Source organism: Methylobacterium sp. GXF4 (genome assembly GCF_000272495.1).
GTDB lineage: Bacteria > Pseudomonadota > Alphaproteobacteria > Rhizobiales > Beijerinckiaceae > Methylobacterium > Methylobacterium brachiatum.
The window spans coordinates 16,550-29,800 of sequence record NZ_AKFK01000090.1; the positions used below are offsets into that span (position 1 = coordinate 16,550).

The following is a 13,251-nucleotide window of genomic DNA, read 5'->3' on the forward strand; positions in this document are numbered from 1 at the left end:
GCGTCCTGCGTTTCGCGGTGCTCCTGGTCGCGGCGCTGCCTGTGCCGGCGCTCGCCGCCCCGGGTCCCCTCGATCCGGCCAAGACCGCCGCCCCGTCCGACAAGAAGACGACGCCGGAACTTCCGAGCCCCTATACGCCGAACTATTCCCGGGGCGCCGTGCCGCCCAATAGCGGCCAGCCGGCCGACCTCGCCTACGGCGCGTACCAGCGCGGCCAGTACGTCACCGCATTCCGGGAGGCGACCAAGCGCATTGAGGCGAATCCCAAGGATGCGGCGGCGATGACGCTGCTGGGCGAGCTCTACAACCAAGGTCTCGGCGTCAAGCAGAACCCCGTGAAGGCGGCCGAATGGTATCGCCTCGCCGCCGCCCAGAACGACGCCGCCGCGATGTCCTCGCTCGGTTTGATGGCGCTCGACGGGCGCGGCATGCCCAAGGACCCGAAGGCCGGCCGGCGCTGGCTGGAACAGGCCACCGCCAACGGCTCGGCCACGGCGGCCTACAATCTCGGCCTGATCCTGATCGGCACCGGCGCCACCGCCGACGAGGCGGCGGCCGCCGCGCAGTTCCGCAAGGCCGCGGAGGCCGAGATCGGCCCGGCCCAGCACGATCTGGGCGTGCTTTATCTCCAGGGCCGCGGCGTCCCCAAGGATGCCAGCCAGGCGGCCCAGTGGTTCCGGCGCGGCGCCGATAACGGCGATCTCGCCAGCGAGGTCGAGTACGCGATCCTGCTGTTCAACGGCAACGGCGTGACCAAGGACGAGCGCTCGGCCGCCCGCTACTTCCTGCACGCGGCCTCCCGCGGCAACGCCATCGCGCAGAACCGCGTCGCCCGGCTCTACGCGGTCGGCCGCGGCGTCGCCAAGAACCCGATCGAGGCCGCGGCCTGGAATCTTGCCGCCGCCGCGCAGGGCTTGTCCGACGCCTGGCTGGACCAGACCCTGTCGGGCCTCTCCAGCGACGAGCGCACCCGCGCCGAGCGGCTGGCGAACGAGCGCATAGAGCAACGGTAGCGCTGGGGCGGGAAGAGCCGGACCGTACGGGTTGGACCTCTCCCACCCACGCCCTCATCCTGAGGTGCCCGGCGATCGAAGATCGCGGGGCCTCGAAGGAGGCCTCCGCTACGCTTCGGCACCTCAGGATGAGGTGTTCTGTTTGAAAGGCGTTCGCCAGGCGAACAGACCGGCAGCCTACCCCTCCGCCTTTGACCAATCGACGCCGGCTTCGAGCTCCGGAAGCAGGACCACGCTCTCCTGCTCGTTCGGGTCGGTCCGGGCGATCACCGCGGTCACCGGTTCGGTCTGGCTGCGGTTGTAAGGCAGGTGCGGAACGTCGGCGGCGATGTAGACGAACTCGCCGGCGCCAGCGATCACGTGGTGCTCCAGGCGCTCGCCCCAGAAGCAGCCCGAGATGCCGGACAGGACGTGGATCGCGGTCTCGTGCGATTCGTGCTTGTGGGCGTGAGCGCGCTCGCCGGGCGGGATCTCCAGGAGCTGGAGATGCAAGGCCTTGGCGCCCACCGCCTCCGCCGAGATGGCCGGGCGGTAGATATGGCCCTGCTTGCCGCGGAACGGCGCGCTCTCGCGCAGCACCACCAGGCCCGGCTTCCGGGTCTCGAATTCGTCGCTCATCATTCCCCCACCTTGAATGCGGCATCCACGGGGATCTGCATGCCGTTGACCAGGGCATTGGTCTGGTTCGCCATGCCGACCACCGCCAGGAACTCGCCGTGCTGCTCCGGGGTCAGGCCCTTCGCGCCCGCCGCCGCGGTGTGCGAGTGGATGCAATAGGGGCAGCCATTGGCGATCGAGACCGCGATATAGACCAGCTCCTTGGTCAGCGGGTCGAGGCTGCCCGGTCCCATCACGGTCTTGAGGCTGGCCCAGGTCCGCTCCAGCAGGCCCGGATCGTTGGCGAGGCCGCGCCAGAAGTTGTTGACGAAATCCGAGCCGCGGGTCGCCCGGATGTCGGCGAACACCGCCCGCACCCGCGGATCGGCCTCCGCCTCGGCGTCGCTCAACAGCTTCACGGTGGCCATTGATCCCCTCCCCGCCTCAGAGCTTGCACGCGCCCTCGAGCGCCCGGTTCTCGGCCTCGGTGAACAGCCGCGAGCGGATATGGAAGCGCTTTTCCCGGCCGTTTTCCAGCGAGAACATGCCGCCGCGCCCCGGGACCACGTCGAGCAGGATGTGGGTGTGCTTCCAGACCTCGAATTGCGAGCGCGAGATGTAGAAGTCCGCGCCGCCGACGGTGCCGAGATGGACGTCGCCGTCGCTGATGATGAAGTCGCCGACCGGGTAGCACATCGGCGAGGACCCGTCGCAGCAGCCGCCGGACTGGTGGAACATGACCGGTCCGTATTCGGAGCGAAGCTCGTCGATCAGCGCCAGAGCCGCGGGGGTGGCGGTCACCCGCAGCGGCGTCCCGTCGGCCCCGGTTTGCTCCGCGGTGGTGGCTTCTTGCGTCGAGACCGCGCTCATACTGCCCTCCCGTGCTGAGTGTTGGATATGCGTGCTGGAATTCGAATTTCCACGACGCGCAGGATTTGACCTGCTGCGAAAGCGGACATTCCCACCCCCGCCCTCATCCTGAGGTGCCGAAGCGAAGCGTCGCCGCCTCAGGATGAGGGGTTTAGAATTGGATAACCCTCGCGTCGGGATGGCGCCCCCTCCCCCGAACAAAAAACCCCGGCCGTGAGGCCGGGGTGAAGTCAGCTCGGGGAATGACCCGGACCGGAACTCAGAAGAAGCCGAGTTTCTTGGCCGAGTAGCTGACCAGCATGTTCTTGGTCTGCTGGTAGTGATCGAGCATCATCTTGTGGGTCTCGCGGCCGATGCCGGACTGCTTGTAGCCGCCGAAGGCCGCATGGGCCGGATAGGCGTGGTAGCAGTTCGTCCAGACGCGGCCGGCCTGGATCGCCCGGCCGAAGCGGTAGGCGCGGGTGCCGTCGCGGGTCCAGATGCCGGCGCCGAGGCCGTAGAGGGTGTCGTTGGCGATCGACAGCGCGTCGGCATCGTCCTTGAAGGTCGTGACCGACAGGACCGGGCCGAAAATCTCCTCCTGGAAGATCCGCATCTTGTTGTGGCCGCGGAACACCGTCGGCTTCACGTAGAAGCCCTCGGCCAGCTCGCCGTCCTTGACGTTGCGCTCACCGCCGGTGAGCAGCTGCGCGCCTTCCTGGCGGCCGATATCGATGTAGCTGAGGATCTTCTCCATCTGCTCGCCCGAGGCCTGGGCGCCGATCATCGTGGCGGGATCCAGCGGCGAGCCCTGGGTGATCGCCTCGACCCGCTTGATCGCCCGCTCCATGAAGCGGTCGTAGATCGACTCGTGCACGAGCGCGCGGCTCGGGCAGGTACAGACCTCGCCCTGGTTGAGGGCGAACATGGTGAAGCCTTCGAGGGCCTTGTCGAAGAAGTCGTCGTCCTCGTTGGCCACGTCGGCGAAGAAGATGTTCGGCGACTTGCCGCCCAGCTCCAGGGTCACCGGGATCAGGTTCTGCGAGGCGTATTGCATGATCAGGCGGCCGGTGGTGGTCTCACCGGTGAACGCGATCTTGGCGATGCGCGGCGAGGAGGCCAGCGGCTTGCCGGCCTCGAGGCCGAAGCCGTTGACGATGTTGATCACACCCGGGGGCAGCAGGTCGGCCAGCAGCTCCATCACCACGAGGATCGAGGCGGGGGTCTGCTCGGCGGGCTTGAGCACGACGCAATTGCCGGCCGCGATCGCCGGGGCGAGCTTCCAGACGGCCATCAGGATTGGGAAGTTCCACGGGATGATCTGGCCGACGACGCCGAGCGGCTCGTGGAAATGGTAGGCCACCGTGTCGTGGTCGATCTCGGAGATCGAGCCCTCCTGCGCGCGGACGCAACCGGCGAAGTAGCGGAAATGGTCGATCGCCAGGGGGATGTCGGCGTTGGTCGTCTCGCGGATCGGCTTGCCGTTGTCCCAGGTCTCAGCGAGCGCGATCAGATCGAGGTTCTCCTCCATCCGGTCGGCCATCTTGTTGAGGATGCGGGCGCGCTCGGCCGGGGCGGTGCGGCCCCAGGCTTCCTTGGCCGCGTGGGCGGCGTCCAACGCCTTGTCCACGTCGGCGGCATCGGAGCGGGCCACCTCGCAGATGACCTTGCCGGTAATCGGCGAGGTGTTCTCGAAATAGCGACCGGCGGTCGGGGCGACCCATTGGCCGCCGATGAAATTGTCGTAGCGGGCCGAGAAGGGTGACTTCGTCCGGGCGTCGCCGAGGAATTCCGGCTTGTTCATGGCTCTGTTCCCTCCATAAGCCCCGGCCTCGCGAACCGCGGCTCTTGGGCTGAAGCTGGTACGCGGACCGCCGCTTATCTCAGGTCGGTCCGGTTCGGCTCGGATGGCAGCCAATGGCTTTTGGCCTGCCGAATCAAGGTGGACTTTTGGCCAGTGCGCGAGTGGGGCGAGTCTACGCCCTCCTGTTCAGGATCGCGAGGGGACAATTTTGGACCGGTTCTGAAGTGCACGGCAGCCATGCGAAGACCGGCCCGCCGCGGCGCCCGGCCGACGATTGCTCGGCCAACACTGTCGCATTCCCGAAAAGACGGTATGCTGACCTTGAGCGTTAGCTTGGCCGACGCTTGAGACGGTTCTCAGGGGCCCAGGGCGAACGGCAGAGCGAGCATCGCCACGGGCAACGCCGCGACCGCGGCGGCTCGCAGCCAGGCCGGCCGATAGGACATCACCGCCACGACCAGCAGCGCCCCCCCGGTCAGCCCGCCGATCCACTGCACCGGCCCGAAATTCCAACCGCTGCAGGCGACCGCTGCGGCGAAGGCCACCGCGAGTCCAGACCATCCGGCTGCCCGCAGGCTCCGGATGCGCGCCCGCGGCGCGGGGACCCGGAATGCGGCGCGGTGGTGCCGGTCGAGGCTGAGCGCCAGGGCGGCGAAGCTCGAGAAGCTGAGGCAGAGGCTCAGGGCGAGCGCGGAAGCGGTCACGCTTCCACCGCCCTGGACAGGGTCGGCCGGGCGACCCGCGACCGTTCAGGCCGCTTGGCCGCCAGCCGCGCGCCGACGGCGAGCAGGATGGCGACCGCCAGCATCGCTGCGTCGAAGCCGAGGAACCGCGCCTGGCCCACCGTGATCGCGTCGGCGATCGGGATGGCCAGGAAGGCGAGCGCCGCGATCCCCAAGGCGAACGGCCAGGCCTTGGCCTTCGGGTATAGGGACGCCACCAGGGCGGCGAGGATCCAGGCGGCGAAGAAGGCGCGCACCTCCCAGCCGGCGCGCTCGGCGAGGTCGAGGGGCAGCAGGCGATTGGCCATGAAATAGGCGGCCAGACCCGTGGGCAGGCCGGCGATGGTGCCGAGGTTGAGGACCCGCACCAGGCGCAGGCCGAAGCCCGCCGGATTCGCGCCCTTCGGCGCCCGCGCGACGGTCCAGAGTACGAGGCCGGACGCGATGGTCGCCGCACCCATGATTCCGCAGAGGAAGAACAGCGCCCGCAGCGGCGCGGCGGCGAAATGCGCCTCGTGCAGGCCGACCATCACGGCGCCGGTGCGGGTCGCCGCGCCGACCTCGCCGGTGCGCGACAACTCGGCGCCGGTATCGCCGGCATAGACGATCTGCGGATGCAGATGTGCCAGGCCGGGGGGCTCCTCGAAGAACGCGGTGACGCTCGCGGCCGCATCGCCCGGCATCGTGACCATCACGAGCTCGGGCGCCTCGCCGTGGGCCGCCATCGCCCGGGTGACGATGTCGCCGAGCGGCATCAGGCTGCCGGGCTGGCCCGCGGGCTTGCGCGTCGCCGCCATGATTCCGGATTCGGCGTAATAGGCCCGGATATCGTGCTGGTAGGCCACCTTCACGCCCCAGGGCATCAGCATCGGCCCCAGCTCGATGAGGCCGGTATAGACGATCATCAGGTGGAACGGCAGCGCCAGCACGCCGACGACGTTGTGGGCATCGAGCCAGCCGCGCTGAGCCGACTTGTCCCGCCGGAAGGTGAAGAAGTCCGCGAAGATGCGCCGATGGGTGATGATCCCGGTGATCAACGAGATCAGCAGGATCATCGCGCAGGTCCCGACGATCCAGCGTCCCCAGATCGGCGGCAGGCTCAGCTCGAAATGGAAGCGGTAGAGGAAATCGCCGCCCCGGGTGTCGCGCGCCTGAGATGCCTCGCCGGTGGCGGGATCGAGCAGCGCGTGGTGATACGGTCCGGCCGGATGGTTCCACCAATAGACCTCGGTCGACGGGTGCTCCGTGGTCGGAAGCTTCACGGACCAGGCCAGCGCATCGGGCATCTGCCGCTTCAGATAGGCCGCGGCGCGGGTCGCCGCCGTCGCCGGATCGGCCGTCGGCTCGCTGAGCTCCGGCCGCATCCAGTGCGAGATCTCAGCGCGGTAGTAGCTCGCGGTACCGGTGACGAAGATCGCGAACAGCACCCAGCCGACCACGAGGCCGGACCAGGTGTGCAGCCACGCCATCGACTGGCGGACGCTCTTTCCGGGCCGGCTCATGAGGCCACCGCCGCCGAGAACGCCCCGGCGAGCCACAGGCCCCCGGCCAGCAAGGCCGCAATGCCTCCGAGGACCAAAGCCGCACGCGCCAGATTCCGCGCGGCGAAGACCCAGACGACCGCGCCGGCCATGATCGCGAAGCTCGCCAGCGTGCCCGTCGAGACCGCCTCGGATCGCGCCATCGGCAGGATCAAAGCCAGCAGAGCAGCCGACAAGGCCGCAACGCCGTAACCGCCGACAGCGGCCAGCACCACGCGCCCGGCCACCGCCAGACGGTAGGTCAGCCCCGGCATCGAGCGGGCGCTCATCGCACGGTCTCCCGATTTCGTGATCCCATATCGCGGCCTAGCAGCGGCCGACCGGGACTCGCAACGGCTATGTTTGGGAACGATTCCAGTGTGGCGAGAGCCGCTTAGGCGGCCGGCCGATAGCCGCGACCGCCGGCTACCGGTTCATCCCGCCGCGCGCTGGATTTGTGCTTTCAACGGCGAATCGGTTCGCGCCCATCCGCCCTTTGCCCGACCTCAGCGTGTTCCGCCGACGCCGCTCCGGCTCGATCGCTGCAGCGCGGCCGCCGCGTCACGCGCGCTCGGCGGCAGATCCGGGCCGCTCTCGTTGCGGCCGGATTCGGCGCCCGGTCCGGTCGCGGGGGCGACGAAGCTGCGGTCGCACCCCTTGCCCCAGGAATAGCCGGCATTCACCCCGGCATAGAAGCCGCTGAAATCCTCAGCCCGCGCGGCCGCGTTACCCAGGATGAGGAGGATCGCGGGCATCAACACAGTACGCATGGCGGTCCCGAAACGCAGAAGGCGGCGCCCCCGGTTCGGGGACGCCGCCTTCCAGCATTCTCACGGATCGCGGCAGCAAGACGGCCGCGAAACCGATCAATCTTCGACGTTGATGCTCGAAGCTTCGCGACCCTTCTGGCCCTCGACGACGCCGAGGGTGACCTGCTGACCTTCGGCCAGCGATTCGAGGCCGGCGCGGGACAGAGCCGAACGGTGGACGAACACGTCCTTGCCGCCGTCATTGACCGAGACGAAGCCGAAGCCCTTGGCGGGATCGTACCACTTCACGGTGCCGCTCATCTCGACCGACGGGCCGGAGGCTGCACGGCCACCGCCGCTGAAGCCGCCGCCGGCACCACCGCCGTAGCCGCCACCGCCGCCGTAACCGCCGCCGCCACCACCGTAGCCGCCGCCACCGCCGAAGCGCTCGCCGCCGAAGCCGCCGGTGCGCGGGCGCATCTCACGCCGGGGCGCGGGCGCCTCGGCCGTGGACGTGTCGACGCTGGTGACGCTCGTGACCTGCGGACCCTTCTGACCCTGCGCCGTGGTGACCGTCAGCCGGGTGCCCGGCATCAGGTCGGCGTGGCCAGCAGCCTCGACGGCGCGGATGTGGAGGAAGGCATCGCCCGAACCGTCGCCGAGTTCGACGAAGCCGAAGCCCTTCTCCTTGTTGAACCACTTGACCGTCGCATCACGCTCCGGCCCGGTTGCCACCGGTGCCGCGCCGCCGCGGGCCGGGCCACGGTCGAAACCGCCACCGCCGAAACCGCCACCGCCGCCGCCACCACCGAAACCACCACCGCCGTATCCGCCGCTGGGGGGAGCCTGATCAGGCCATCTCGGCTCGCCAGCCTCGTCGAAGCCGCGCTTCTGCGGCCCCCTGAAATCACGACCACGTCCCATCGAAAGCTCGCAAAAACCGTCCGCCGCCCTGGTCTCGAATACCGCGTGCGCGCCATCCCAGACAGCCCACGCCCCGCACTATCATTACCCCCGGTCGCGGTAACCAAGAATAACGCCCCAGTCCTGACGCAATCGGGCCTTGACCGCAAGGACCTTCTTGGCCAAGACGCGCCGGTTTCGTTACTTTCTTGCGGCAAACAACGCAGGGCGACGGGACGGCTCGTCGTGGCGTTCGCCTTGCCGACGAGGGCGTTAGCGAAACGCAAAGGCTGTTGGGCTAGACTCGCGTCGCGCCCCGTAACGGCACCCGGCCATGATCGCGACCCCGACATTCCCCGATCTCTCGGCCCTCGTCGTGGACGAGAGCCTCTACATCCGGCGAATCGTGCGCGACATGCTCATGCGGGTCGGCATCAAGCGCGTGCTCGAGGCGCCGGACGGCGCTGAGGCCCTCGGGGTGCTGGCCGAGAGCAAGCCCGATATCAGCATCATCGATTGGGACCTGTCGATTCTGTCGGGGGAAGAGTTCATCCGTCTGGCCCGTACCCCGACCACCTCCCCCTGCCCGACCATCCCGATCATCCTGATGCTCGCCCAGCCGCGCCGGAACGTGGTCGACCGCGCGGTGGCGCTGGGGGTCAACGAGATCATCGCGAAGCCGTTCTCGCCCAAGACCCTGTGGTCCCGGCTCGATGAGGTCATCAACCGGCCCCGCCCCTATTCGCAGGTGAAGAGCCTGCTGCGGCCGATCCCGCGCCGGACCAGCGCCATGAAGGCGGTCGCCTGAGTACGGTCTCGATCGGACGTTGCAGTTCCCGACCGACCCTGTAGGGTCTTTCACCAAGAATGGCCGAGCGCGACGCTCATGGCCGACCCGAAGGACCGACGGCCGCGCCGATGAGGGACGAGACCGCCGCGGCCGCGCCGTCCCGCCCATCGACCGGCGCAGCGCCGCTCCAGACTTCGGCCCCGCTGCCGGGCCGCGACCGGCGTCGCGTTGCCTACGCGGCGCTGGATCTCGGCACCAACAATTGCCGCCTGCTGATCGCCGAGCCGACCTTCAGCGGCTTCCGGGTGATCGACGCGTTCTCGCGCATCGTCCGGCTCGGCGAGGGGCTGGGCACCTCGGACCGGCTGAACGAGGCGGCGATCGAGCGGACCGTCGAGGCCCTGCGCATCTGCCGAACCAAGATGCAGACCCGGGGCGTCCGGCGCGCCAAGGTGATCGCCACCGAGGCCTGTCGCCTCGCGGTGAACGGCGCGGCCTTCGTCGACCGTGTCCGCCGCGGCGTCGGGCTCGATCTCGAGATCGTCGACCGGCAGACCGAGGCGTATCTGGCGGTCACCGGTTGCGCGGCGCTCGCCGACCCGGCGGCCGAATCCGTGGTCATTTTCGACATCGGCGGCGGCTCCACCGAGATCGCCTGGCTCGACGGCGAGGCCGCCAACCCATCCACCGACCCGACGCTGCGGATCCGCGCCTGGGATTCCCTGCCGGTGGGCGTGGTGACCCTGGCCGAGCGCCATGGCGGGGCCGAGGTGACCCGGCGGATGTTCGAGGGCATGGTCGAGGAGGTGGCGGAAAAGCTGTCCGCCTTCGCGATCCGCGCGGCGGCCGCGGCCACGGCGCCGCATTTCCACCTGCTCGGCACCTCCGGCACCGTGACCACCATCGCCGCCATGCACCTGCGCCTGGCGCGCTACGAGCGGCGGCGCGTCGACGGGTTGTGGATGAGCGACCACGAGGTCTCGACGGCGATCGACGACCTGCTCGACACCCGCCTGGAGCAGCGGGCCGACAATCCCTGCATCGGACGGGACCGGGCGGATCTGGTACTGGCGGGCTGCGCGATCCTGGAAGCGATCCGGCGGGCCTTCCCGTCGGACCGCCTGCGCATCGCCGACCGGGGCCTGCGCGAGGGATTGCTGATGAACATGATGCGGGAGGACGGCGTCTGGAACCGGAAGGCCGTTCGATGAGGATTCGGCGATGACGGACCGGCGCGGGGGCGCGGGCTCCACCGGGGGCGTGCGCGGCGACCTCAAGCAACGGGTGAAGACCGGCCGCGGCCGGACCCTGTCGCAGAAGCGCTGGCTGGAGCGTCAGCTCAACGATCCCTACGTCGCCCGGGCCAAGCGCGAGGGCTATCGCTCACGCGCGGCCTACAAGCTGATCGAGATCGACGAGCGCTACAAGCTGTTGCGGCCGGGCCAACGCGTGGTCGATCTCGGCGCCGCGCCCGGCGGCTGGTCGCAGGTCGCGGCGCGGATCGTCGGGGCGACGGGGCGGGTCGTGGGCATCGATTTGCTCGAGATCGAGCCGATGGCGGGCGTCGAGTTCATCACCCTCGACTTCCTCGATCCCGAGGCGCCGGAAAAGCTGACGACGCTGCTCGGCGGCCCGGCCGACCTCGTCCTGTCCGACATGGCCGCCAACGCCACCGGCCACAAGAAGACCGACCACCTGCGGATCATCGGCCTGGCCGAGACCGCCGCCGAGTTCGCCCGGGAGATCCTGGCCCCGGGGGGGGCCTACCTGGCCAAGGTGCTGCAGGGCGGCACCGAGAACGCCCTGCTGGCCGACCTGAAGCGCGATTTCACCGCCGTGCGCCACGTGAAGCCGGCAGCCAGCCGCTCCGACTCGAGCGAGCTCTACGTGCTGGCCACCGGCTATCGCAGCGTCGCCGCCCGAGCCGCGACGGCCGACGAGGCCTGACCCCGCCCCGATGCTGCTCGCTTGGGCGCTGTCGCTGGTCAATCCCGCGCCGCTGCGCCTGCGCCGGCGCGGCTACGTCCGACAAAGCGGCCTGCTCCACGCCCGGTCCCGCCGCTGCCGCGCCGCCTGGGCGCCGCACCTCGCGCGGGCGCGCGGTGTCATCCTCGCCGCCGCGGAGGCGACGGTGGGCCGGGGTTCGGCGGTGGTGCTGGGCTCCGGGCTCCTCGACGACGTGCCGCTCGATGCGCTGGCAAAGCTGTTCGACCGGGTGACCCTGGTGGACGCGGTGCATCCCTGGCCGGCGCGGCTCGCCGCCCGGCGGCACGGCAACGTCGCCCTCATGACCGCCGAGATCAGCGCCGGGCTGACGGATCCGGACCTCGCAAAACTCTGCGCGGCCGCCGACCTGATCGTCTCGGCCAACCTCCTGTCGCAGCTGCCGATCGTCCCAATCGAGGCCTACGAGGCAAGGGGCCTGGAGGCACCGCCGCGGCTCGGCACGCAGATCGTCGAGACCCATCTCGCCGCCCTCAACTGGCTGGCGGGCCATGTGGAGCGGATCTGCCTCATCACCGACACGGTCCAGCGTGCGGAGGACCGGGCCGGGCGGGTGACCGACAGTCTCGACGTGATGTTCGGCGTGATGCTGCCGCCGCCGGTCGAGGCCTGGGATTGGGAGCTCGCGCCGTTCGGCGAGGTCAGCCGGCGCCGCCGGCTGATCCATCGCGTCCACGCCTATCCGGATTGGCGCGCCGCCCGGGGCTGATCGGCTTTCGGGTTGTGGGCCGACAGGGTCATTGCGAGCGGTGCGACGCGGCCCAGGGCGGCGCGCGGTCCCGAAATGCAGCGCATCGCTGGTTCGCTTCGCGGACGCGCGCAATGAATGGGAGCGGTGCATCGAAAAGGAAAAAAGCCGCCCCGGTTGCCCGGGGCGGCTTTGTCTGACGGCGACGGCGCTCCGATTTACTCGGTCGGCGCGTCCTCGGTGGGCGTGCGCGCCTCACCCTCCTCCGGGGCGATCCCCTCGAAGCGCGGCCGGCGGCGGCGACGCGGCTTCACGGGCGCCTCTTCGGCCGCGGCCTCGGGGGCCGGGGTGGAAGCCGGCTGCTCGACCGGCGTCGTCGCGGCCACGGGGCGCGGCGGCGTCATCAGGAAAGCCGGCAGGCTCGCCGGATCCTCTGCGGTGACCGGAGCCGGGGCTGCCTCGCGACGGCGCTCGCGGCGGGGCGCGGGCTCGGCCTGACGCGGCGTCTCGGCGCGGGGGGCAGCCTCGCCCCGGGGCTCGGCGGACCGGCGCGGCGGACGCTCCTCCGAGCGAGCCTCGGCCCGGCTCTCCTGCGATCGGTTCTCGGGCTGGCGAGCCTCCGGCCGCGCGGTCTCGGAGCGCCCGGACTCGTAGCGGTTCTGGTCGCCGCGGGAATCCTGACGGTTGTCCTGGCGGTCCTGGCGGTAATCCTGCCGGCCGTAATCCTGGCGCGCGTCCTGCCGGTTCTCTTGCCGACCGTCCTGCCGATTGTCCTGCCGATTGTCTTGGCGATCCTGCCGGTAGTCCGGGCGCTGGTAATCCTGCCGCGGCGAATCCTGGCGCTGGTAGTCCTGCCGGGGCTGATCCTGCCGCCGGTAATCCTGCCGGCCGTTGTTGTCGAACCGGCGCTGGTCCCGGTTCTGGAACCGGTCTCGGCCCTGCTGGCGGCCGTCCTGGTTCGGCTCCTGGCGCATCTCGTAGGGCTGAGGCTGCTGGCCGGGATCGTTGTCGTCGTAGCCGTTATAGGCGTGGCCGTTCGGGCCCGAGCCGTTGCCCTGGCCCTCGTCGTCACCCTCGTCCATCTCGTCGTCGTAGGCGCGACTGGCATAGCCGCCGGTATTGGCCGGGCGAGTCTGCTCCTGGGCGCCGGAGACGATCCGGAAATAGTGTTCGCCGTGCTGGAAATAGTTTTCGGCCGCGACGGGGTCGCCGGCCGCCTGCGCGTCGCGGGCGAGCTGCGCGTACTTGTCGGCGATGTGCTGCGCCGTGCCGCGAATTTTGACGTCTGGGCCGTTGGATTCGTACGAGCGCGTCAGCGGATTCGGACCTTTCGGCCGGTTGCGGCCGCGCATCCGTCGATTCTGGTTTGGTCTCATCGGTCTTCAGTGACCCTCGTTCACGCAAACGACGTTCTTCGGGGCGCCCGGCGTCGATCTTCAGACGCGCTCCGGCCAAATGCACCCGGTGGAGCCGCACGTATGACCGCTCCGCGGTCCGCGCGTCTGCCTGACCATCCCTCAGCACCGCGCGCCCGGGCACAGACGCCAGAAACCAGTCGATTGTCAGGTTCGAGTGCTGTCGAACCGCCGCGCAGTCGCACGCGCGCTCAAGT

Annotated in this window: 15 protein-coding genes; 5 read left to right on the top strand and 10 right to left on the bottom strand. The window is 69.7% G+C overall.

The features are described from left to right. The first annotated feature begins 17 nt into the window (after nt 1-17). Nucleotides 18-1,013: a tetratricopeptide repeat protein gene (locus WYO_RS25525; protein ID WP_244424307.1), complete on the top strand. Its 996-nt coding sequence runs from the start codon at nt 18-20 to the stop codon at nt 1,011-1,013. A gap of 177 nt (nt 1,014-1,190) precedes the next feature. Here the strand turns inward: WYO_RS25525 and WYO_RS25530 are convergent, their stop codons facing one another. From WYO_RS25530 to WYO_RS32440, 9 genes are all read right to left on the bottom strand, one after another. Further along, nucleotides 1,191-1,631: a cupin domain-containing protein gene (locus tag WYO_RS25530; RefSeq protein ID WP_039904238.1), complete on the bottom strand. Its 441-nt coding sequence runs from the start codon at nt 1,629-1,631 to the stop codon at nt 1,191-1,193. Continuing rightward, on the bottom strand, nt 1,631-2,038 hold the full coding sequence (locus WYO_RS25535; RefSeq protein ID WP_007568103.1) for a carboxymuconolactone decarboxylase family protein: 408 nt from the start codon (nt 2,036-2,038) through the stop codon (nt 1,631-1,633). The genes WYO_RS25530 and WYO_RS25535 overlap by 1 nt, the downstream gene beginning before the upstream one ends. 16 nt (nt 2,039-2,054) lie before the next feature. Continuing rightward, complete coding sequence (locus WYO_RS25540) at nt 2,055-2,480, bottom strand: DUF779 domain-containing protein (RefSeq protein ID WP_007568104.1); 426 nt, start codon at nt 2,478-2,480, stop codon at nt 2,055-2,057. A gap of 259 nt (nt 2,481-2,739) precedes the next feature. After that, on the bottom strand, nt 2,740-4,263 hold the full coding sequence (adh, locus tag WYO_RS25545; protein ID WP_007568107.1) for an aldehyde dehydrogenase: 1,524 nt from the start codon (nt 4,261-4,263) through the stop codon (nt 2,740-2,742). 356 nt (nt 4,264-4,619) lie between these two features. Next, nucleotides 4,620-4,967, bottom strand: a complete 348-nt coding sequence (locus tag WYO_RS25550; protein WP_007568109.1) for a DUF3325 domain-containing protein — start codon at nt 4,965-4,967, stop codon at nt 4,620-4,622. After that, nucleotides 4,964-6,487: a PepSY-associated TM helix domain-containing protein gene (locus tag WYO_RS29160; RefSeq protein ID WP_007568110.1), complete on the bottom strand. Its 1,524-nt coding sequence runs from the start codon at nt 6,485-6,487 to the stop codon at nt 4,964-4,966. Before WYO_RS29160 ends, WYO_RS25550 begins: the two co-directional genes overlap by 4 nt. Continuing rightward, complete coding sequence (locus tag WYO_RS25560; protein WP_007568112.1) at nt 6,484-6,795, bottom strand: hypothetical protein; 312 nt, start codon at nt 6,793-6,795, stop codon at nt 6,484-6,486. The genes WYO_RS29160 and WYO_RS25560 overlap by 4 nt, the downstream gene beginning before the upstream one ends. Before the next feature lie 216 nt (nt 6,796-7,011). Further along, nucleotides 7,012-7,275, bottom strand: coding sequence for a hypothetical protein (locus WYO_RS25565; protein WP_007568114.1), 264 nt, complete (start codon nt 7,273-7,275; stop codon nt 7,012-7,014). A gap of 96 nt (nt 7,276-7,371) precedes the next feature. Beyond that, on the bottom strand, nt 7,372-8,178 hold the full coding sequence (locus WYO_RS32440; protein WP_039904215.1) for a cold shock domain-containing protein: 807 nt from the start codon (nt 8,176-8,178) through the stop codon (nt 7,372-7,374). Nucleotides 8,179-8,491: 313 nt separating this feature from the next. On the opposite strand from WYO_RS32440, the gene WYO_RS25575 reads away from it, so the two are divergent. The 4 genes from WYO_RS25575 to WYO_RS25590 all read left to right on the top strand — a co-directional run bounded on the left by WYO_RS25575 (nt 8,492) and on the right by WYO_RS25590 (nt 11,660). Then, complete coding sequence (locus WYO_RS25575) at nt 8,492-8,965, top strand: response regulator (RefSeq protein WP_007568119.1); 474 nt, start codon at nt 8,492-8,494, stop codon at nt 8,963-8,965. A 110-nt stretch (nt 8,966-9,075) separates the two neighbouring features. Next, nucleotides 9,076-10,158: a Ppx/GppA phosphatase family protein gene (locus tag WYO_RS25580; protein WP_007568121.1), complete on the top strand. Its 1,083-nt coding sequence runs from the start codon at nt 9,076-9,078 to the stop codon at nt 10,156-10,158. 10 nt (nt 10,159-10,168) lie between these two features. Then, nucleotides 10,169-10,894: an RlmE family RNA methyltransferase gene (locus WYO_RS25585; RefSeq protein ID WP_007568123.1), complete on the top strand. Its 726-nt coding sequence runs from the start codon at nt 10,169-10,171 to the stop codon at nt 10,892-10,894. 10 nt (nt 10,895-10,904) lie between these two features. Further along, complete coding sequence (locus WYO_RS25590) at nt 10,905-11,660, top strand: hypothetical protein (RefSeq protein WP_007568125.1); 756 nt, start codon at nt 10,905-10,907, stop codon at nt 11,658-11,660. 197 nt (nt 11,661-11,857) lie between these two features. On the opposite strand, the gene WYO_RS25595 is transcribed toward WYO_RS25590, so the two are convergent. Next, nucleotides 11,858-12,991: a DUF4167 domain-containing protein gene (locus WYO_RS25595; RefSeq protein WP_007568127.1), complete on the bottom strand. Its 1,134-nt coding sequence runs from the start codon at nt 12,989-12,991 to the stop codon at nt 11,858-11,860. Between the last annotated feature and the right edge of the window lie 260 nt (nt 12,992-13,251).

Bases quoted from the DNA above. Each gene is read 5' to 3' on its own strand.
- WYO_RS25530 (WP_039904238.1), bottom strand. From the start codon at position 1,631: ATGAGCGACGAATTCGAGACCCGGAAGCCGGGCCTGGTGGTGCTGCGC.
- WYO_RS25535 (WP_007568103.1), bottom strand. From the start codon at position 2,038: ATGGCCACCGTGAAGCTGTTGAGCGACGCCGAGGCGGAGGCCGATCCG.
- WYO_RS25540 (WP_007568104.1), bottom strand. From the start codon at position 2,480: ATGAGCGCGGTCTCGACGCAAGAAGCCACCACCGCGGAGCAAACCGGG.
- adh (WP_007568107.1), bottom strand. From the start codon at position 4,263: ATGAACAAGCCGGAATTCCTCGGCGACGCCCGGACGAAGTCACCCTTC.
- WYO_RS29160 (WP_007568110.1), bottom strand. From the start codon at position 6,487: ATGAGCCGGCCCGGAAAGAGCGTCCGCCAGTCGATGGCGTGGCTGCAC.
- WYO_RS25560 (WP_007568112.1), bottom strand. From the start codon at position 6,795: ATGAGCGCCCGCTCGATGCCGGGGCTGACCTACCGTCTGGCGGTGGCC.
- WYO_RS25565 (WP_007568114.1), bottom strand. From the start codon at position 7,275: ATGCGTACTGTGTTGATGCCCGCGATCCTCCTCATCCTGGGTAACGCG.
- WYO_RS32440 (WP_039904215.1), bottom strand. From the start codon at position 8,178: ATGGGACGTGGTCGTGATTTCAGGGGGCCGCAGAAGCGCGGCTTCGAC.
- WYO_RS25575 (WP_007568119.1), top strand. From the start codon at position 8,492: ATGATCGCGACCCCGACATTCCCCGATCTCTCGGCCCTCGTCGTGGAC.
- WYO_RS25580 (WP_007568121.1), top strand. From the start codon at position 9,076: ATGAGGGACGAGACCGCCGCGGCCGCGCCGTCCCGCCCATCGACCGGC.
- WYO_RS25585 (WP_007568123.1), top strand. From the start codon at position 10,169: ATGACGGACCGGCGCGGGGGCGCGGGCTCCACCGGGGGCGTGCGCGGC.
- WYO_RS25590 (WP_007568125.1), top strand. From the start codon at position 10,905: ATGCTGCTCGCTTGGGCGCTGTCGCTGGTCAATCCCGCGCCGCTGCGC.
- WYO_RS25595 (WP_007568127.1), bottom strand. From the start codon at position 12,991: ATGCGCGGCCGCAACCGGCCGAAAGGTCCGAATCCGCTGACGCGCTCG.